Source organism: Pantoea sp. PNT03, assembly GCF_014852515.1.
GTDB classification, from domain to species: domain Bacteria; phylum Pseudomonadota; class Gammaproteobacteria; order Enterobacterales; family Enterobacteriaceae; genus Pantoea; species Pantoea leporis.
The window spans coordinates 1,369,149-1,386,344 of record NZ_JACVBT010000001.1; the positions used below are offsets into that span (position 1 = coordinate 1,369,149).

Genomic DNA, 17,196 nt, shown 5'->3' on the forward strand with positions numbered 1-17,196 from the left:
TTGAATGGCGAAGGGAAAAGTGCGAGGCGGGCCGCACCGGCCCGCAAAACAAACTAGTTTTTAGGGTGCCACTTGTCATCGTCACCTTTTGAGTACTCGTGCTTGACTGCTGCCCAGGCGACTTTGTGGGCCACCTCTTCGCGCGACTCATCACCACGCCGGTCGTCGGGAGCTTTATATTGGTCCCAGGCGCTGTTAAAGGCCTTTTGATAGATGGTTTGCGCGTGAGCCGGCAGGACATGACGCACGCTGTCTGGCAGCTCTTTGTTTGATGAATAAGGCATATTTCCTCCGGTTTCATACCCAGAGTTTAAGTCTGGATCATCTGGGTCAAAACGCAAACTGGTACTTTCACTGGCAGATGGCGTAAAACAGGTTTAAACCTCTATAAACTTCACCCTATACGACGATTAACCAGACCAATCTCATCTTTAATTGGGTGAGTGACTCATGCAACATAATGAATACAGGCGTTAATCCAGCGATAACACACTCTTTTGCCGTGTTATGCATAATAAACGCTTTTGGTAAAATCGCGTAAAGTCACAGCAGCACAGCTGATGAAAAGTTACACTGCGTTACGTCAGAAAACTCATTATATTTATCAGGCAATGATTGCCTGCTTTGTACTTTTTCCGGAGAGGATGGTAAATGCCTGGACATGAGAAAACCCGCCATACCGAGTACTCACTGATTTTCCCCGTTGCTGCGCTGGCGGTGCTGAGCTTCTTCGGCAACCAGACAGCGCTTCTGCCGGTTATCGGCATCAACCTGTTGGCATTAGTTGCCATTCTGTTTAGCGCCTTCAGCGTGGTGCGTCACGCCGACGTGCTGGCACACCGTTTAGGCGAACCTTATGGCTCGCTGATTCTCAGTCTTTCCGTCGTCATACTTGAAGTGAGTCTGATCTCCGCGCTGATGGCCACCGGCGATGCCGCGCCCGCGCTAATGCGCGACACGCTCTACTCGATCATCATGATTGTGACCGCCGGTTTAGTCGGCTTTGCCCTGCTGCTGGGCGGACGCAAGTTTGCCACGCAGTACGTTAATCTGGCGGGCGTAAAACAGTACATGATCGCCATTTTCCCGCTGGCGATTCTGGTGCTGGTGTTCCCCAATGCGTTACCTGGCGGTAACTTTACGACCACGCAGGCGCTGATCATCGCGGCGATTTCTGCGGCCATGTACGGCGTGTTCCTGCTGATTCAAACCAAAACCCACCAAAGCCTGTTCGTTTATGAGCATGAAGATGATGGCGACGATCCGCACCACGGTAAGCCTTCTGCGCACAGCTCGTTGTGGCACACCGCATGGCTGATCGTGCATCTGATTGCGGTGATTACCGTGACCAAGATGAACGCCAATCCGCTGGAAAGTCTGCTGACAGAACTGAACGCCCCGGCGCAGTTCACCGGCTTCCTGGTGGCGCTGTTGATCCTGTCGCCGGAAGGTTTAGGTGCAATCAAAGCGGTACTGATGAATCAAGTCCAGCGTGCTATGAATCTGTTCTTCGGTTCGGTGCTGGCGACCATTTCACTGACGGTGCCTGCAGTGACCATCATCGCTACCCTGACCGACCAGCAATTGGTGTTCGGCCTTGAGCCACCGCAGATGGTGATCATGAGCGCCGTGCTGATCCTGTGCCACATCTCGTTCTCAACGGGCCGCACCAACGTGTTGAACGGTGCCGCGCATCTGGCGCTGTTTGCCGGGTATTTGTTGACGATTATGCTGTGAGACTAGCGGTCGGCATAAATGCCAACTTTACGGAAATCGTGCATGTTGCAGGATCGCCATTTATGGCGACCAGCCAATAAAAAAGGCGCCATCGGCGCCTTTTTCACATTTCAAAACAATCAGTTGCTGGTATCCAGCTCTGGGAAGCTCTTCACCAGATCGTCGATTGCTTTCATCTGCACCAGGAAGGGTTCCAGCTTATCCAGCGGCAGCGCGGATGGACCGTCGCATTTGGCGCTGTTTGGCTCTGGGTGCGCTTCGATGAACAGGCCAGCAATGCCAACCGCCATGCCGGCACGCGCCAACTCGGCGACCTGCGCACGACGACCGCCTGACGCAGCGCCGAACGGATCGCGCGTTTGCAGCGCGTGGGTAACGTCGAAGATCACTGGGCTATTTTGGGTGACGTTCTTCATCACGTTGAAGCCGAGCATATCGACAACCAGGTTGTCATAGCCGAAGTTGCTGCCGCGATCGCACAGGATAACCTGATCGTTGCCGCCTTCGACGAATTTGTCGTAGATGTTACCCATCTGGCCTGGGCTAACAAACTGGGGCTTCTTGACGTTGATTACCGCGCCGGTTTTCGCCATCGCTTCCACCAAATCGGTCTGACGCGCGAGGAAGGCCGGCAGCTGAATCACATCAACCACGTCAGCCACCGGCTGCGCCTGCGATGCTTCATGCACATCGGTGATGATTTTCACGCCGAAAGCCTGCTTCAGCTCCTGGAAAATCTTCATGCCCTCTTCCAGGCCAGGACCACGATAAGATTTGATTGAAGAGCGGTTCGCTTTATCAAAAGAGGCTTTGAATACGTAAGGGATCCCGAGTTTGTCGGTGACCTCAACGTAGTGTTCGCAGATGCGCATGGCGAGATCGCGCGATTCCAGCACGTTCATGCCGCCGAAGAGAACGAATGGCAGATCGTTTGCGACCTTGATATCGCCGATATTCACTACTTTCTGTGTCATGCCCTTTCCTTTCCTTTTATCGGGTAACGCTTAGTGCAGCGTTACCTGTTTCTGTTCAATTGCGTGAATCTGCACTTTAATCATCTCGCTGACCGGATCTTCAGGACACTGTTCAACGAAATAGGTCAAATCATTCAGCGCGATGTGTTCACACTCTAATTGCGCGTAAATCAAACCACGGTCGCGAATCTCGTAAGGATCGTCAGGATCGATCTGCAGCAGCACTTTGCTGACGTTCAGCGCCAGCTCCATCTGCTTCTCTTCCATCAGCGCGGATTTCAAGGTGTCGAGCATCTTGCGCATCACGTTGATGGTCTTGGCTTCGTCGAGATCGTCGTTATACAGCTTAGCGGTTGGGCTGATGTTGCCTTTCAGCCACACTTCCAGCGTATGCGTATCCAGCGTTTCGCCGTTGAACGGGTTGATCAGCCACATTTCGCCATCTAACCAGTCGGCACGCAGAATCAGCTGTGTCGGGAAAATCACCGGCATCAGCGGCAATTCCAGCTCATCGGCGATGTGCAGCAGGATCACGCCCAGCGACACCGCCGTGCCCTGACGGCTCTTCAGGACTTTGTCGATCCACAGCGCGTCGGAGAGATTGTAGACGCCGCTGGCGCCGCCAAATCCCCACTGACGATAGAACAGCTCCAGCAGCTTACCCAGCTGCAAATCGGCGTCCTGCTCGCTGCTGACAAACTCACGGGCTTCATCTACCAGCGCCGCCAACTGTTGTTGCACAGAAGGCGCGGAAAAATCATTGCGTATGGCGCATGTGGCGCCAATCACCGCTTCACTCAACGGTGTTTTACTGTAATCGAGTTGCTCTGGCGAGGTCATACAATCCCCAATAACGGCATTTTGGTCATCGCCAGCTTAATCACAAACAGCAACGCTACGATTGCAATCAGGAAGGCGATCCAACGTGTCCCCATTTTACGTGGGCGACGGCTCAATGCCACGGAACCTAAGGCGATGTAGATAATAACCGCTAACAGCTTCTCCGTCAGCCAGCTTCCTTGCGGTGTGAACGGATAAAAATGCGTAATCATCACCAGCAGCGCACCGCTTAACAGCAAAAAGGTGTCGTTAACGTGCGGCGCAATGCGCACCCAGCGGCGTTGCAGCATAGCTGAGCCGGTGGTTTGCCAGTAGAAGCGCAGCAAAAACAGACAAATCGTCAGCGCAACGGTCAGCAAGTGAAAATGTTTAATCAGGGGATACCAGCTCGCCATCGTTATTCCTTATTAAAAAATTGTCCTAGTGTGACGCGCGGATTACCGCCGTAATCGTCAACGGTGCTCACCGCCTGATAACCGTGCTGCGTCATGATGGCGCGCACGGCATCACCTTGCTGCCAGCCATGTTCCAGCAGCAGCCAGCCGCCAGCGTGCAGCCAGTGCGGTGCGGTGTGAATGATAAAACGTAAATCGGCCAAACCCTGATCGTCCGCCACTAACGCGCTGCGCGGTTCAAAGCGCACGTCGCCCTGCTGCAGATGTTCATCGGCGGCATCAATATAGGGCGGATTGCTGACAATCAGATCAAAACGTTGGGCGGGAAGATCGTTAAACCAGTTGCTGAGGATGAAGCGGGCGTTATCAATGTGCAGACGCTGCGCATTGTCCTGCGCCAGTTTCACCGCCGCCGCGATGCGATCGCAGCCGATAACCTGGCAGCCTGGCCGTTCGCTGGCCAGCGCCAGCGCAATCGCGCCGGTGCCGGTGCCTAAATCCAACAAAGACGTCGCGGCGGCCGGCAGATGTGCCAGCGCTTGCTCCACCAGCACTTCGGTGTCCGGACGCGGGATCAGCGTGGCATCACTGACGCGCAACGGCAGCGACCAGAATTCACGCTCGCCGACCAGATGCGCAATCGGCTCGCCGTTGACGCGGCGCGCCAGCAGCGCATTCAGTTGTTCCAGCTGCTGCGCGTCCAGTTCCGCATCGTCAAAGGCAATCAGCCAACTGCGCGCTTTGCCCGTCACAAAACCCAGCAATATTTCCGCATCGCGCTTCGGGCTGTCGCCGCCACAGAGCGCTACCACAGCCTCCTGTAGCCAGCGACGGATGATCATTAGTCCTGTCCAGCCAGCGCGGCCAGCTGATCGGCTTGATACTCCTGCACAATCGGCTCAATCAGCGCATCCAGCTTGCCTTCCATCACCTCATCGAGACGGTAAACCGTGAGGTTGATGCGGTGATCGGTTACGCGGCCCTGCGGGAAGTTGTAGGTGCGGTTACGATCCGAACGGTCGCCGCTGCCGAGCAGGTTACGACGCGTCGAAGCTTCAGCGGCATTACGCTTCGCCATTTCCGCCGCGTGAATACGCGCGCCCAACACCGCCAAGGCTTTGGCTTTGTTTTTGTGCTGTGAACGTTCGTCCTGACACTCCACCACAATGCCAGTTGGCAAGTGGGTGATACGAATCGCGGAATCGGTGGTGTTAACGTGCTGACCACCGGCACCGGAAGAACGGAAGGTGTCGATTTTCAAATCGCCGGCGTTGATTTCCGGCATTTCCGCTTCGGGCAGTTCCGGCATGACCGCAACGGTACAAGCCGAGGTGTGAATACGGCCCTGCGATTCGGTTTCTGGCACGCGCTGTACGCGATGGCCGCCCGATTCAAACTTAAAGCGGCCATACGCGCCATCGCCGATGATGCGGGCGATCACTTCTTTATAGCCGCCGTGCTCACCTTCGTTGGCGCTGATGATCTCAACCTGCCAGCGACGCGCTTCGGCGTAACGGCTGTACATACGGAACAGATCGCCGGCAAAAATCGCCGCTTCATCACCGCCGGTTCCGGCGCGCACTTCGACAAAGCACGAACGTTCATCGTCGGGATCTTTCGGCAGCAGCAGCACTTGCAGCTGTTGTTCCAGCACTTCACGCTTCTCGCGTGACAGCTTTAATTCTTCCTGCGCCATCTCGCGCATTTCCGGGTCTTCCAGCATCATTTCGGCAGTTTCAACGTCTTCCTGCACCTGCTGCCATTCGCGGAAACAACGGGTGACGTCGCTAAGCTGGGCATATTCGCGTGATAACGCACGGAAACGATCCTGATCGGCAATCACGCCGGCATCGCCCAGCAACGCTTCCACTTCCTCGTGGCGTTCCTGGAGCGCTTCCAGCTTGGCAACAATAGAGCTCTTCATGTAATAGCGGGTATCCCAGTGATAGGTCGTGACTGACCAGATTACTCTAAACCGAGGCTGTCACGTAAGATCTGCAGGCGTTCGCTGTCGCCGTCGCGCGCGGCCTGCTGCAGTGATTTGGTTGGTGCATGAATTAAACGGTTGGTCAGCTTGTGTGCCAGTTCCTGTAGCACTTTTTCGGCGTCAGCGCCCTGCTGCAGCGCGGCCAGCGCGCGTTCCTGTAACTCGGCGCGCACCTGATCGGCCTGCGAACGGTATTCACGGATGGTCTCAACCGCGCTTTGCGCGCGCAGCCAGGCCATAAATTCGCCGCTCTCCTGCACCACAATGCTTTCAGCCTGCACGGCGGCGGCTTTGCGCTGCGCCATGTTCTGCTCGATGATCGCTTGCAGATCATCAACGCTGTAGAGATAGGCGTTCGCCAGCTTGCCCACTTCCGGCTCGACATCGCGCGGTACGGCGATATCCACCAGCAGCATCGGCTGATTGCGACGTGCTTTCAGCGCGCGCTCCACCATCCCTTTACCGATAATCGGCAGCGGGCTGGCGGTGGAAGAGATAATGATGTCGGCATCGGCCAGACGGGTTTCGATATCGCCGAGGCCAATCACTTCTGCCCCCACTTCATCGGCCAGCAGCTGTGCGCGTTCGCGGGTGCGGTTGGCGATCATCAGCTTCTTGACGGAGTGTTCGCGCAGATGACGCGCCACTAACTCGATGGTTTCACCAGCGCCGACCAGCAGCACGTTAACGGTGCTGAGCGATTCAAAAATTTGACGCGCCAGTGAACAGGCAGCGAAGGCGACCGATACGGCGCTGGCGCCAATCTCGGTTTCGGTGCGCACACGCTTGGCCACCGAGAAGGTTTTCTGGAACATGCGCTCCAGTTCACTGCTCAGCGCGTGGTCGCGTGACGAATCAACAAAAGCTTTTTTAACCTGACCTAAAATCTGTGGTTCACCCAACACCAGTGAATCCAGCCCGCTGGCCACGCGCATCAGATGGCTAACCGCCGCGTTATCCTGATGCCAGTAGAGGCTGTTGCGCACATCCTCTTCACGCAGATCGTGATAGTCACACAGCCAACGCACCAGCTTCTCCTGCAGGTCGGCTTGCTGCTCTACACTGAGGTAGAGTTCTGTACGGTTGCAGGTCGAAAGGACCACACCGCTCTGCACCATCGGCTGGGACAGCAGGCTATTCAGCGCCAGTTCCAGCGTGTCTGGTGTAAACGCAACGCGTTCGCGTAGCGCAACAGGTGCAGTTTTGTGGTTGATTCCGAGTGCAAGCAGCGTCATGTGATTCGGGTTGGGATATCCCAAGTGTTGTCAGGGTTTTGTGCAGCGCATTCTACAAGATGCCACAGGTCAAGAAAAGCCATACAAAGCCTATGACAGTAATAAGATTAAACTGATCGTGCGCAATTATTGCCATAACAGCATTGACGGCTTACATGCGGATGGTTAGCGTTACCGGTTACGAAGTAAAAACGTGTCTGAGGAGATGACCACGTGATGCATTTGCCCCCGCGCAAGTTACTGCGCCTTTTACCCCTTGCCAGCGTGTTACTGGCTGCATGTACCATTAACAAACCACAAGGTCCGGGCCCAAGCACCACGTCACCGCAATGGCAGCAGCATCAGCAAGCCGTGGCGAAAATCAGCCAGTATCAGACGCGCGGTGCGTTCGCTTACCTGTCGGATAAGCAAAAAGTGTATGCACGCTTTAACTGGCAGCAAACCGCTGCGGATCGCTATCGCCTGCTGCTGACCAATCCGCTGGGCAGCACCGAATTGCAGTTGGATGCACAAGGTTCCGTGGTGCAGATCGTGGATAACAAAGGCAAGCGCTACGTGAGTAACGATGCCGAGAAGATGATTTCACAGCTTACCGGCATGGATATCCCGCTCGCCAATCTGCGTCAGTGGATGATGGGCTTGCCGGGCGATGCCAGCGATTATCAGCTGAATAACAACTACCAGCTGCAAAGCCTGAACTACAGCCGCAACGGTCAGCAGTGGAAAGTGAACATTTCTGATTACGACAGCAAAGTGAATCCGCCGCTGCCAGCGAATCTGGAGCTGTCTGAAGGCGGTCAGCGCATCAAATTACGCATGGATAGCTGGACCACTCAATGATCACCACGTGGCCCGCGCCAGCAAAACTGAATCTGTTCCTGTATATCACTGGCCGTCGTGCTGACGGCTACCACAATCTGCAAACGCTGTTTCAGTTCCTCGATTACGGTGACACGCTGGAAATCACACCGGACAGCAGCGGCAAGATAACGCTGCTGACGCCGCTGACTGACGTGTCGGATGACGAGAACCTGATTGTGCGTGCTGCGCAGGCGTTAAAAACCGTTGCCGCTGCGCGTGGCACCTTGCCCGCGCAGGCCGGTGCCAGCATCGCGCTGGAGAAGGTTTTGCCGATGGGCGGCGGGCTTGGCGGCGGCTCTTCAGATGCGGCAACGGTGTTAATGGCGCTGAATCATCTGTGGCAAACCGGATTAAGTGTTGCTGAGCTGGCGACGATTGGTATCAAACTGGGCGCGGATGTGCCAGTGTTTATTGGAGGTCATGCGGCCTTTGCAGAAGGCGTGGGCGAACTGTTGCAGCCGGCTGAACCGGCAGAAAAATGGTATCTGGTGGCGCATCCAGGCGTGAGCATCGCGACGCCAGATCTGTTCTGCGATCCCGAACTGACGCGCGATTCACCAATCCGCACATTAGATGAACTGTTACAGCGTCCTTTTCACAATGATTGTGAGGCTGTGGCAAGAAAACGTTTTCGTAAGGTTGATGAGCTGCTTTCCTGGCTGCTAGAATACGCGCCGTCGCGCCTGACTGGGACCGGAGCTTGTGTGTTTGCTGAATTTGACACCGAATCCGACGCACGTCAGGTGCTGGAGCTTGCCCCGAAATGGATTTGCGGATTTGTGGCGCGCGGGCTTAACCTCTCGCCGTTACAGCGCACACTTTCTGGGCTAAAAGCGTCTACGTGACAGTGTCACCCGTTCCAGACACTGCATGTTGCGCATTAACACACCCGTATGAACATGCTCTTTGGTATTCGCCGGTTACTCTAGAGCCGTTCATTCTCTGGACGCCAAGCCTGAGGTTCTTCTCGTGCCTGATATGAAGCTATTTGCTGGTAACGCCACCCCGGAACTAGCACAACGTATTGCCAACCGCCTTTACACTAGCCTCGGAGACGCCGCTGTTGGCCGTTTCAGTGATGGTGAAGTAAGTGTACAGATTAACGAAAATGTACGCGGTGGTGATATTTTCATCATCCAGTCCACCTGTGCCCCCACCAACGATAATCTGATGGAGCTGGTTGTGATGGTCGACGCCTTGCGTCGGGCTTCTGCTGGTCGTATTACTGCTGTCATTCCTTACTTTGGCTATGCGCGTCAGGACCGCCGTGTGCGTTCTGCTCGTGTACCGATCACCGCCAAAGTGGTTGCCGATTTCCTTTCTAGCGTGGGCGTTGACCGTGTTCTCACCGTTGACCTGCATGCTGAACAGATTCAGGGCTTCTTTGATGTCCCGGTGGATAACGTCTTCGGCAGCCCAATCCTGCTGGAAGATATGCTGCAAATTGGCCTGGAAAATCCCATTGTAGTTTCCCCAGACATCGGTGGCGTAGTGCGTGCCCGCGCCATCGCCAAACTGCTCAACGATACCGATATGGCTATCATCGACAAACGCCGCCCGCGCGCGAACGTTTCTCAGGTGATGCACATTATTGGTGACGTTGCGGGTCGTGACTGTGTACTGGTCGACGATATGATCGACACCGGCGGTACGCTGTGCAAAGCGGCTGAAGCGTTGAAAGAGCGCGGCGCGAAACGTGTTTTCGCTTACGCTACTCACCCGATCTTCTCCGGCAACGCGGTGGAAAACCTGCGTAAGTCGGTGATTGACCAGGTGATTGTCTGCGATACCATTCCGCTGTCTGAAGAGATGAAATCTCTGCCAAACGTGCGTACTTTGACGCTGTCTGGCATGTTGGCCGAAGCGATTCGTCGTATCAGCAACGAAGAATCAATCTCCGCGATGTTTGAGCATTAATTCATCGCGTGAAACCGGGCCTCGTGCCCGGTTTTTCTTTGCACCCGGCCCTCAATCTGACTCACCGATTAAGCCACTTTCCCCATTGATATTTGCGCGATAAATTTCGTTAAATCTCGCTATTCTCGCTGCCATCCACTCTTTTCCATCAACTCGCATTGCCGCCCTTTAGCGCTCCAATAATTAATGGTATTTTCTTCCCCACTTTTTTAAGAGCTCCGACCACTATGACTCTCGACCTCTACACACTGTTTGTTTGCGAGCTCTTTGTGCTGGGGTTTTTGAGTATCATTTTGATTTTTGCCTGGGTCGGTGCGCAGTACGATCGCGTATTGGGCTGCACCACGCTGGCGCTGGTTTTAACCCTGGCGGCGGTGTTCCTTAGCAGCTTACGCAGTGCGGGATTCCATTTTTTACCGGTCGCGGTCGGCAACGTCATGCTGTTGCTGGCTTATGGCAATCTGCTCAATGCCTTCCGCATCTTCTGCGGAAAAGCGATTGGCCTCAGCTGGTTAGGCGGCGGTTTGTTGTGGGCGATTCTGTGCCTGTTCCCCGCGTTTTATCACAGCCAGCCGAAGCGCGTGCTGGTGGTTTGCCTGCTGTGCATCATCTATACCGGCGCGCTAATCCGCTTGCTGTGGCGCGTGCGCGCGTCGTTGACCGTCACCTTCTGGCCGGCACAAATCCTGCTATGGATCCATTTGCTGTTTCACGTGGCGCGTATCTTTCTGGACGATGCGGTGGCGACGCCGGTGCGCGGTGCGATTGGCGGTTCCAGCTTCTCGGTGTATGTGATTCTTGAATCGATCCTGTTTGTTATTGGCCTGAGTTTCACCATTCTGGCGATGGTCAACGAACGCACGCAAATCGCCCATAAACTGGCATCAATGCACGATCCGCTCACCAGCGTGTGGAACCGCCGCGCGCTATTCGAGCAGGCCGATAAAATGTTATTGCGCAGCGCGCGACAGTCACAACACTTTGTCTATAGCGCGGTGCTGTTCGATCTGGACCATTTTAAAAGCATCAATGACCGTTTCGGCCATCAACAAGGCGATCAAGTATTAATCGATTTTTGTCAGGTGGTGCAGGCGTTGATGCCAGAGAGTGGCCATTTTGCCCGTTTGGGTGGCGAGGAGTTTGCTGCGATCATTCCCGGCGATGCCGAGCAGGCGCAGCGGGTATGTGAACGTATCCGTTTGGCGACACAGCTGTCGCAACCCAACGACGTGCGTTATACCGTCAGCATCGGTTATGCCACCGCGCTGCAGCCTGGCGAACCCTTCCCGCTGTTGCTGGCGCTGGCCGATGAAGCATTGTACCGCGCAAAAGCCAGCGGCCGTAACCGCATCGAACGTTATCTCGCGCAGTTACAGCCGCTGCAGCAAACCGTACTCACTTAATGTGATGAGTGATTGCGACGGCAACGCTTATCGCCGTAATGACGTAACCAGTAATAACGATCTTCCACGCGCTCACGTCCGCTGACGCGCGCGCCCACCAGCCACAGTAAAGCGCCAACGAAGATGCTGAACATCGCACCGTGCGCGAGGAATTGCGGCAGGTTGAGTGAAGGAAGCTGGTTGATAATGGAATAGCCGACGCCTAATACCATCGTCAGTAAACCCAAACACATCAAACCGTTACCTACAAAGCGGCAATTTTGACGTTTCATGATCCACCTCCATCCTTTTAAAAGCAAAACAGCACGTATGGTTAACTAGCCATAAGCTTAGGCAATACCTGCCGCTTAAGTTGCGTACAGGATCACATATCCTTCACAACCTTTGACAAATCTTTACCGCCAGCGCTTTGATTTCGATAGAAAATGATTAGTCACGTAGAGACATTATCTGTGGCGCATGGCCTTTGTCATCCGTGCCGCCAGGCAGTAAACTATCGCCCTTTCCGCAGCAAGACAGGATAAACATCGTGAGCAGCATTAAACTGATTGTGGGGCTGGCCAATCCCGGCGCTGAATACGCCGCAACCCGCCATAACGCTGGCGCCTGGTATGTCGATTTACTGGCGAGCCGCAACAATCAGTCGTTAAAAGACGAGCCAAAATTTTATGGCTACACCGCGCGCCTGTCGCTGGCGGGAGAAGATGTGCGCCTGCTGGTGCCCACCACTTTTATGAATCTCAGCGGCAAAGCGGTGGCGGCGATGGCGACCTTTTATCGCATTGCGCCAGAAGAGATTTTGGTAGCGCACGATGAGCTGGATTTACCGCCGGGCGTGGCGAAATTCAAGCAAGGTGGTGGCCACGGCGGCCATAACGGCCTGAAAGACATCATCAGCAAGCTGGGCAACAACAATAATTTTCACCGTTTACGCGTGGGTATTGGTCATCCTGGCGACCGCAATAAAGTGACCGGTTTCGTGCTGGGTAAGCCGCCAGCCAGCGAACAAAAGCTGATTGATGATGCCGTAGACGAAGCGGTGCGCTGCACCGAACTGTGGCTGAAAGAAGACAAGATTAAGGCGATGAACCGCCTGCACGCGTTCAAGGCGGGCTAAGGCCAATTCCCGCGCCGCAGAAGGCAATTCTGTGTATAATGCGCGAAATTTTTTGAATCTGTCGGCGCTATTGAACAGCGCTGCGCACTCAGTGAGAAAGGTAATCAGACCATGGGATTTAAATGCGGTATTGTGGGCCTGCCGAACGTCGGTAAATCCACCCTGTTCAACGCGCTGACTAAAGCGGGTATCGAAGCAGCCAACTTTCCGTTCTGCACCATCGAGCCAAACACCGGTGTGGTGCCAATGCCCGATCTGCGCCTCGATCAGCTGAGCGAGATTGTTAAGCCACAGCGCGTCGTGCCCACCACCATGGAATTCGTCGATATCGCCGGTCTGGTGAAAGGCGCGTCCAAAGGTGAAGGCCTGGGCAACCAGTTCCTGACTAACATCCGTGAAACCGAAGCCATCGGTCACGTGGTGCGCTGCTTTGAAAACGACAACATCATCCACGTTGCCGGTAAAGTTAACCCGGCGGAAGATATTGACGTCATCAACACCGAGCTGGCGCTGTCGGATCTCGACACCTGCGAACGTGCGATTCAGCGTTGCCAGAAGAAAGCCAAAGGCGGCGACAAAGATGCGAAAGCCGAGCTGGCTGCGCTGGAGAAGTGCCTGCCACATCTGTCAGAAGCGGGCATGCTGCGCGCACTGAATCTGGATGCTGACGAGAAAGCGGCCATCCGCTACCTCAGCTTCCTGACGCTGAAGCCAACCATGTACATCGCTAACGTCAACGAAGACGGTTTCGAAAACAATCCGTACCTCGATCAGGTGCGTGCGATTGCCGAAGCCGAAGGTTCGGTGGTGGTGCCAGTGTGTGCTGCCGTTGAGTCTGATATCGCTGAGCTGGAAGATGACGAACGCGACGAGTTCATGGCTGAACTGGGTCTGGAAGAGCCGGGCCTGAACCGCGTGATCCGCGCCGGTTATGCGCTGCTCAACCTGCAAACCTACTTCACCGCAGGCGTGAAAGAAGTGCGTGCATGGACCATTCCTGTTGGCGCCACCGCGCCACAGGCGGCGGGTAAAATCCACACTGACTTCGAGAAAGGCTTTATCCGCGCTCAGACCATCGCGTTTGAAGATTTCGTTGCCTTCAAAGGCGAACAAGGTGCGAAAGAAGCCGGTAAAATGCGCTCAGAAGGTAAAGAGTACATTGTAAAAGATGGCGATGTGATGAACTTCTTGTTCAACGTCTAATCTCTTAATCGCAATAAAAAGCCCAGTTAATTAACTGGGCTTTTTTTTATAACGAAAATCTCACGTCTTTCAGGCCGCTTTGTCCGTCATCGCCACTCGCGCATCCAGCTCTTCAGGCGTTTTCAGGAATGGCGTCAATACACCGCTCAGAACATAAAGCCCGGCATAAATTCCCAGCACCCCGCCCGCACCCAGCGATGAGTAGAACAGCGCGGTGATGGCAGGTGCGATAAATGCGCCCAAACCTGCGCCCAGATTCAGCACCGACATGGCCGCGCCCTTGCTGTCCGGGGCCAGCAACGGGAACAGCGCCGACAGCGGCACATAACCGGCCATGGTAATACCGCACAGGCACAGCACCAATGCCATCACATAGAAGTTATGGCCCAGCAGCTGCGGCACGGCCCAGACCAAAATCAGCACCGCGGCATAGCCAAAGCCACCGACCCACATGATGGTGGTACGCCAGCCAAACTTATCGCCAAAGAAACCAAAGAACAAGTTGGCGAAAATCGCCACCAGGAACACCGCCGACCACATATGCAGCCATTCGGTTTTACTGTAGCCGAAACTGATCAGATAGAGCGGCAGGAAGGTCGCCAGGCCATATTGGGCGATGCCGTTGACCGATTTCACCACCAATCCCATCGCAATCACCGGATGCTGCAGAATGGTGATGCCTTTAATTAACTCCGCCGCGCTGAAAGGATGAATTTCAGATGCCGGTACCACGTCGCGGTTCACCCAAATGCCTAACACGGAGCCGACGACCACAAATACCATGCCGACCCACAGCACATGAATTTCGCCCATCACCGGCAATGCCAGCGAGGAGAAGAACGGACCGATGACGCTCAAACCCAGCGAGAAGGTAAACCAGAACCAACCCACTGCGGTAGAACGGCGCTCCACCGGCGTGCTGTAGTTAATCCAGATGAGAAACGAGTAGGCAAACAGTGGATAACCGATGCCGCGAATGGCATAAAACGGCAGCATCCAGGCCATGTGCATGGTCTTGAGGCCAACGCCGATAAACCCGATACTGCCGATAACAAAGGTGATCAACCCATACAGCATCACTTTGCGCGGGCCGAGGGTTTGCACCAGTACGCCGGTCACCCAGGCCGCCAGCGTCACGGTGACACCGTATGCGGTGATCAGATAAGAGGCTTGCGCGACAGACAGCCCTTTATCCACCAGCCAGATGGCAATCCACGCTTGTTCTACACCATCGCCGATCATGAATATCGCGAGGCCGATATAGCCCCAAAGCAAGTTTTTAGGCAAACCTATTTTGTCGAACATAGTTTCCCCCGTGTCAGACACTGACTGGTGGTAGTTAATAGAGGTAAGTTTTGATTTTGTTTTTATTCAGCGATGATTTTCATCAGCATGCCCTGCACTTTCAGCGCATCCTGGCTTTTAATCAGCTGATCGATTTCATCAATGCTCATACGATCAATAAAGCTGGAGAGCGCTTTATACATGCGAATGTTTTGCGCGCATTCGGCAACCGGATCTTCACGGCTTGGGAAGGTATCGAAATAGATCAGGCCGCTGAAGTTAACGCGTTTTGCGTAATAGATGTATTCCAGCGTCTGCATCAGGTGCACGGAACCCAGCATCAATCCATCATCAAAATGGCCATAACCATCATTCAGGTGGAAGCCCACCAGACGGTTTTTGCGTGCCGACTGGAACAGTGAGAAAGCGGGATTCTCTTTCTTCATGATCATGTGACAGAAATCGAGGGTAATACCAAGATTGTCGGAGCCTACATCATCAATCAGCATCAGCGTTGAAGAGACATCACCAATAAAGGAGAAGGTGCGTGGTTCATACGGCTTATATTCAAAGCTGAATTGCATATCCGCGTGTGCCTGGGTCACGGTCTGCAGTGCGCTGACCAGCCACTCATAGGCGCGGAAATAATCCTGCTGAAATGGATAATCGTAACCATCATAGCCAAACCACAGCGTGACGGTATTGCCGCCGAGGTATTTGCACATCTCTGCGGCTTCGAGGGTAATTTCGATCGCTTTTTTACGCAGTGCGGCATCAGGATTGGTGAATTCACCCTCGATGAACTCTTTGTTATAACGCAGAGCGATGCCGCCCACCTGCAAATTGTTATCAGCGATGGTCTGTTTAATCAGCGCTTTATCCTGACCAATAAAGTGTTCCGGATAATTCAGCTCGATATGCGTTAAGCCCGCAACGCTACCCATACGCGTAATAAGATCGCAAGTATCCATATTGTTCTTTGCCGCAAACAGATCGGCTCTGGAGCGAAATGAATTTATACGTGATGAGAATTTCATTTTTTAAATTACCTTTAATGGGATTTCCATGTTCTTATAAATGAGAATATTCATCAGGTAAATGCGATCAGCTAAATACTACCGCTAATAAAATAAACGGTAGATTTATAATAGTAAAAATTTTACTGCGAGTAAAATCATTGTAATACAATAGCTTAAATAGCTATTTTACTGTTAATGAAATTACAATCGCAATAAGGATAGTTTTGTTTTACTGCCAGTAAAATGCATCAGTAAAACGTTTTACAACGTGTGATCCAGTTAACACTTTTCCCCTAACTGCCATGCTAGCTTAGCGACAACATTTTTAATGAGCGCGCAAAATGCATAATCGACTTAAAGGCAATGAGATATTCCTGCTGGCTCGCACCCTTGCGCCTGAGCTGGGAAAAAAGGAACGTTCAATTGCACGTTTTATTGACGACAATCCACAGTCATTATCTAAAATGTGCATCACTGATATTGCGAATTATCTGAATGTTAGCGTATCGAGCATTACTAAAGTATCGAAGAAACTCGGCTTTACCGGTTTTCACGATCTGAAAATCAATATTTCCCGGCAAGTCAGCACGCAGGAAGATATCATCGATATTCCGGTAATCCCCGATTCAGAAAAATATGTCGAGCAGGTGATTGAAAGCACCTTTTTAAATTCGGTGCTGGCACTGCAGGATTCCCTGAGCGTGATTAACAGTGCCGTGATAAAAGCAGTGGCGTATCTGTTTATTAATAAACCAGAAAGCGCACGCATAGTTATTGCCGGGTGCGGTGGCTCAGGTTCTATCTGTGATGACTTCAATCATAAGCTGCTGAAGATCGGCATCTTCTCGTCGGTGTTTAGTGACAGCCACAAGCAGCTGATGACCGCCTCATTGATGCAACCCGGCGATATCCTGCTGGCGATTTCTCACTCCGGCCAAACCACGGACATTATTCAGATGGTAAAAGCGGCGAATGAGAACGGCGCAGAAACCATCTGCCTGACCAATTATCCCAACAGCCCACTGAGTTTAATTGCCCGGCACTCGATTATCTCGTCGGTTAAAAACAATCCGATTACCGGAGAGAACGCCACCACGCGCATTGTGCATCTGAATATTCTGGATGCCATCTTTACCCTTATCGCCAGCAAGACCAGCGAAAAAAGTCAGACCAGTTTACACAACACCAGAAATGCGGTTGCGTCCAAGCGCACCGCCAATTAAG

18 protein-coding genes are annotated in these 17,196 nt (G+C 53.5%); 8 read left to right on the forward strand and 10 right to left on the reverse strand.

The features are described 5' to 3' along the window. Nucleotides 1–53: 53 nt before the first annotated feature. Nucleotides 54–284 carry a putative cation transport regulator ChaB gene (gene chaB / locus IB226_RS06400; RefSeq protein WP_192234156.1) on the reverse strand — a complete coding sequence of 77 codons (231 nt, stop codon included), beginning with the start codon at nt 282–284 and terminating at the stop codon, nt 54–56. A 367-nt stretch (nt 285–651) separates the two neighbouring features. On the opposite strand from chaB, the gene chaA reads away from it, so the two are divergent. After that, nucleotides 652–1,737, forward strand: a complete 1,086-nt coding sequence (gene chaA / locus IB226_RS06405) for a sodium-potassium/proton antiporter ChaA (protein WP_110866345.1) — start codon at nt 652–654, stop codon at nt 1,735–1,737. A 119-nt stretch (nt 1,738–1,856) separates the two neighbouring features. Here the strand turns inward: chaA and kdsA are convergent, their stop codons facing one another. Genes kdsA through hemA form a run of 6 tightly spaced genes read right to left on the reverse strand, consistent with a single transcriptional unit; the run spans nt 1,857 to nt 7,168 of the window. Beyond that, a complete protein-coding gene (kdsA, locus tag IB226_RS06410) occupies nt 1,857–2,711 on the reverse strand; it encodes a 3-deoxy-8-phosphooctulonate synthase (RefSeq protein WP_101764114.1) in 855 nt (284 codons plus the stop codon). A 30-nt stretch (nt 2,712–2,741) separates the two neighbouring features. Next, entirely contained in the window at nt 2,742–3,551 is an 810-nt protein-coding gene (gene sirB1 / locus IB226_RS06415) for an invasion regulator SirB1 (RefSeq protein ID WP_101764113.1), read from the reverse strand. Continuing rightward, the gene (locus tag IB226_RS06420) at nt 3,548–3,946 is read right to left on the reverse strand and encodes a SirB2 family protein (RefSeq protein WP_101764112.1); all 399 of its coding nucleotides are present in this window, start codon (nt 3,944–3,946) and stop codon (nt 3,548–3,550) included. Before IB226_RS06420 ends, sirB1 begins: the two co-directional genes overlap by 4 nt. 2 nt (nt 3,947–3,948) lie before the next feature. Then, nucleotides 3,949–4,788, reverse strand: a complete 840-nt coding sequence (gene prmC, locus IB226_RS06425; protein ID WP_192234158.1) for a peptide chain release factor N(5)-glutamine methyltransferase — start codon at nt 4,786–4,788, stop codon at nt 3,949–3,951. After that, a complete protein-coding gene (gene prfA, locus IB226_RS06430; protein ID WP_192234160.1) occupies nt 4,788–5,870 on the reverse strand; it encodes a peptide chain release factor 1 in 1,083 nt (360 codons plus the stop codon). The genes prmC and prfA overlap by 1 nt, the downstream gene beginning before the upstream one ends. A gap of 41 nt (nt 5,871–5,911) precedes the next feature. Then, nucleotides 5,912–7,168, reverse strand: coding sequence for a glutamyl-tRNA reductase (gene hemA / locus IB226_RS06435; RefSeq protein ID WP_061718543.1), 1,257 nt, complete (start codon nt 7,166–7,168; stop codon nt 5,912–5,914). Between the two features lie 216 nt (nt 7,169–7,384). On the opposite strand from hemA, the gene lolB reads away from it, so the two are divergent. From lolB to IB226_RS06455, 4 genes are all read left to right on the forward strand, one after another. Next, nucleotides 7,385–8,008, forward strand: coding sequence for a lipoprotein insertase outer membrane protein LolB (gene lolB / locus IB226_RS06440; protein WP_101764109.1), 624 nt, complete (start codon nt 7,385–7,387; stop codon nt 8,006–8,008). Next, nucleotides 8,005–8,874 carry a 4-(cytidine 5'-diphospho)-2-C-methyl-D-erythritol kinase gene (gene ispE / locus IB226_RS06445; protein WP_192234162.1) on the forward strand — a complete coding sequence of 290 codons (870 nt, stop codon included), beginning with the start codon at nt 8,005–8,007 and terminating at the stop codon, nt 8,872–8,874. Before lolB ends, ispE begins: the two co-directional genes overlap by 4 nt. Nucleotides 8,875–8,998: 124 nt before the next feature. Continuing rightward, nucleotides 8,999–9,946 carry a ribose-phosphate diphosphokinase gene (gene prs / locus IB226_RS06450; RefSeq protein WP_006118899.1) on the forward strand — a complete coding sequence of 316 codons (948 nt, stop codon included), beginning with the start codon at nt 8,999–9,001 and terminating at the stop codon, nt 9,944–9,946. A 227-nt stretch (nt 9,947–10,173) separates the two neighbouring features. Further along, nucleotides 10,174–11,349, forward strand: coding sequence for a GGDEF domain-containing protein (locus tag IB226_RS06455; RefSeq protein ID WP_192234164.1), 1,176 nt, complete (start codon nt 10,174–10,176; stop codon nt 11,347–11,349). Here the strand turns inward: IB226_RS06455 and ychH are convergent. Beyond that, complete coding sequence (ychH, locus tag IB226_RS06460) at nt 11,346–11,621, reverse strand: stress-induced protein YchH (protein ID WP_061723496.1); 276 nt, start codon at nt 11,619–11,621, stop codon at nt 11,346–11,348. The two genes, IB226_RS06455 and ychH, sit on opposite strands and share 4 nt — an antisense overlap. 257 nt (nt 11,622–11,878) lie before the next feature. Here ychH and pth point away from each other — a divergent pair, with 257 nt between their 5' ends. Both pth and ychF read left to right on the forward strand, forming a co-directional pair. Continuing rightward, nucleotides 11,879–12,466 carry an aminoacyl-tRNA hydrolase gene (pth, locus tag IB226_RS06465; protein ID WP_008107639.1) on the forward strand — a complete coding sequence of 196 codons (588 nt, stop codon included), beginning with the start codon at nt 11,879–11,881 and terminating at the stop codon, nt 12,464–12,466. Nucleotides 12,467–12,577: 111 nt separating this feature from the next. Continuing rightward, the gene (gene ychF, locus IB226_RS06470) at nt 12,578–13,669 is read left to right on the forward strand and encodes a redox-regulated ATPase YchF (protein WP_008107633.1); all 1,092 of its coding nucleotides are present in this window, start codon (nt 12,578–12,580) and stop codon (nt 13,667–13,669) included. 69 nt (nt 13,670–13,738) lie between these two features. Here ychF and IB226_RS06475 read toward each other — a convergent pair whose 3' ends face one another. After that, entirely contained in the window at nt 13,739–14,974 is a 1,236-nt protein-coding gene (locus IB226_RS06475) for an MFS transporter (protein WP_192234166.1), read from the reverse strand. 62 nt (nt 14,975–15,036) lie between these two features. Continuing rightward, a complete protein-coding gene (locus IB226_RS06480) occupies nt 15,037–15,990 on the reverse strand; it encodes a sugar phosphate isomerase/epimerase (protein ID WP_192234168.1) in 954 nt (317 codons plus the stop codon). A 323-nt stretch (nt 15,991–16,313) separates the two neighbouring features. On the opposite strand from IB226_RS06480, the gene IB226_RS06485 reads away from it, so the two are divergent. Beyond that, nucleotides 16,314–17,195 carry an SIS domain-containing protein gene (locus IB226_RS06485; RefSeq protein WP_110866353.1) on the forward strand — a complete coding sequence of 294 codons (882 nt, stop codon included), beginning with the start codon at nt 16,314–16,316 and terminating at the stop codon, nt 17,193–17,195. The last annotated feature ends 1 nt before the right edge of the window (nt 17,196 follow it).

What these genes read in the sequence shown, in the direction of transcription:
- IB226_RS06455 (WP_192234164.1), top strand. Translation starts at nt 10,174, where the DNA reads ATGACTCTCGACCTCTACACACTGTTTGTTTGCGAGCTCTTTGTGCTG.
- IB226_RS06420 (WP_101764112.1), bottom strand. Translation starts at nt 3,946, where the DNA reads ATGGCGAGCTGGTATCCCCTGATTAAACATTTTCACTTGCTGACCGTT.
- ychF (WP_008107633.1), top strand. Translation starts at nt 12,578, where the DNA reads ATGGGATTTAAATGCGGTATTGTGGGCCTGCCGAACGTCGGTAAATCC.
- IB226_RS06475 (WP_192234166.1), bottom strand. Translation starts at nt 14,974, where the DNA reads ATGTTCGACAAAATAGGTTTGCCTAAAAACTTGCTTTGGGGCTATATC.
- IB226_RS06480 (WP_192234168.1), bottom strand. Translation starts at nt 15,990, where the DNA reads ATGAAATTCTCATCACGTATAAATTCATTTCGCTCCAGAGCCGATCTG.
- lolB (WP_101764109.1), top strand. Translation starts at nt 7,385, where the DNA reads ATGCATTTGCCCCCGCGCAAGTTACTGCGCCTTTTACCCCTTGCCAGC.
- kdsA (WP_101764114.1), bottom strand. Translation starts at nt 2,711, where the DNA reads ATGACACAGAAAGTAGTGAATATCGGCGATATCAAGGTCGCAAACGAT.
- prmC (WP_192234158.1), bottom strand. Translation starts at nt 4,788, where the DNA reads ATGATCATCCGTCGCTGGCTACAGGAGGCTGTGGTAGCGCTCTGTGGC.
- prfA (WP_192234160.1), bottom strand. Translation starts at nt 5,870, where the DNA reads ATGAAGAGCTCTATTGTTGCCAAGCTGGAAGCGCTCCAGGAACGCCAC.
- hemA (WP_061718543.1), bottom strand. Translation starts at nt 7,168, where the DNA reads ATGACGCTGCTTGCACTCGGAATCAACCACAAAACTGCACCTGTTGCG.
- ispE (WP_192234162.1), top strand. Translation starts at nt 8,005, where the DNA reads ATGATCACCACGTGGCCCGCGCCAGCAAAACTGAATCTGTTCCTGTAT.
- IB226_RS06485 (WP_110866353.1), top strand. Translation starts at nt 16,314, where the DNA reads ATGCATAATCGACTTAAAGGCAATGAGATATTCCTGCTGGCTCGCACC.
- sirB1 (WP_101764113.1), bottom strand. Translation starts at nt 3,551, where the DNA reads ATGACCTCGCCAGAGCAACTCGATTACAGTAAAACACCGTTGAGTGAA.
- chaA (WP_110866345.1), top strand. Translation starts at nt 652, where the DNA reads ATGCCTGGACATGAGAAAACCCGCCATACCGAGTACTCACTGATTTTC.
- chaB (WP_192234156.1), bottom strand. Translation starts at nt 284, where the DNA reads ATGCCTTATTCATCAAACAAAGAGCTGCCAGACAGCGTGCGTCATGTC.
- ychH (WP_061723496.1), bottom strand. Translation starts at nt 11,621, where the DNA reads ATGAAACGTCAAAATTGCCGCTTTGTAGGTAACGGTTTGATGTGTTTG.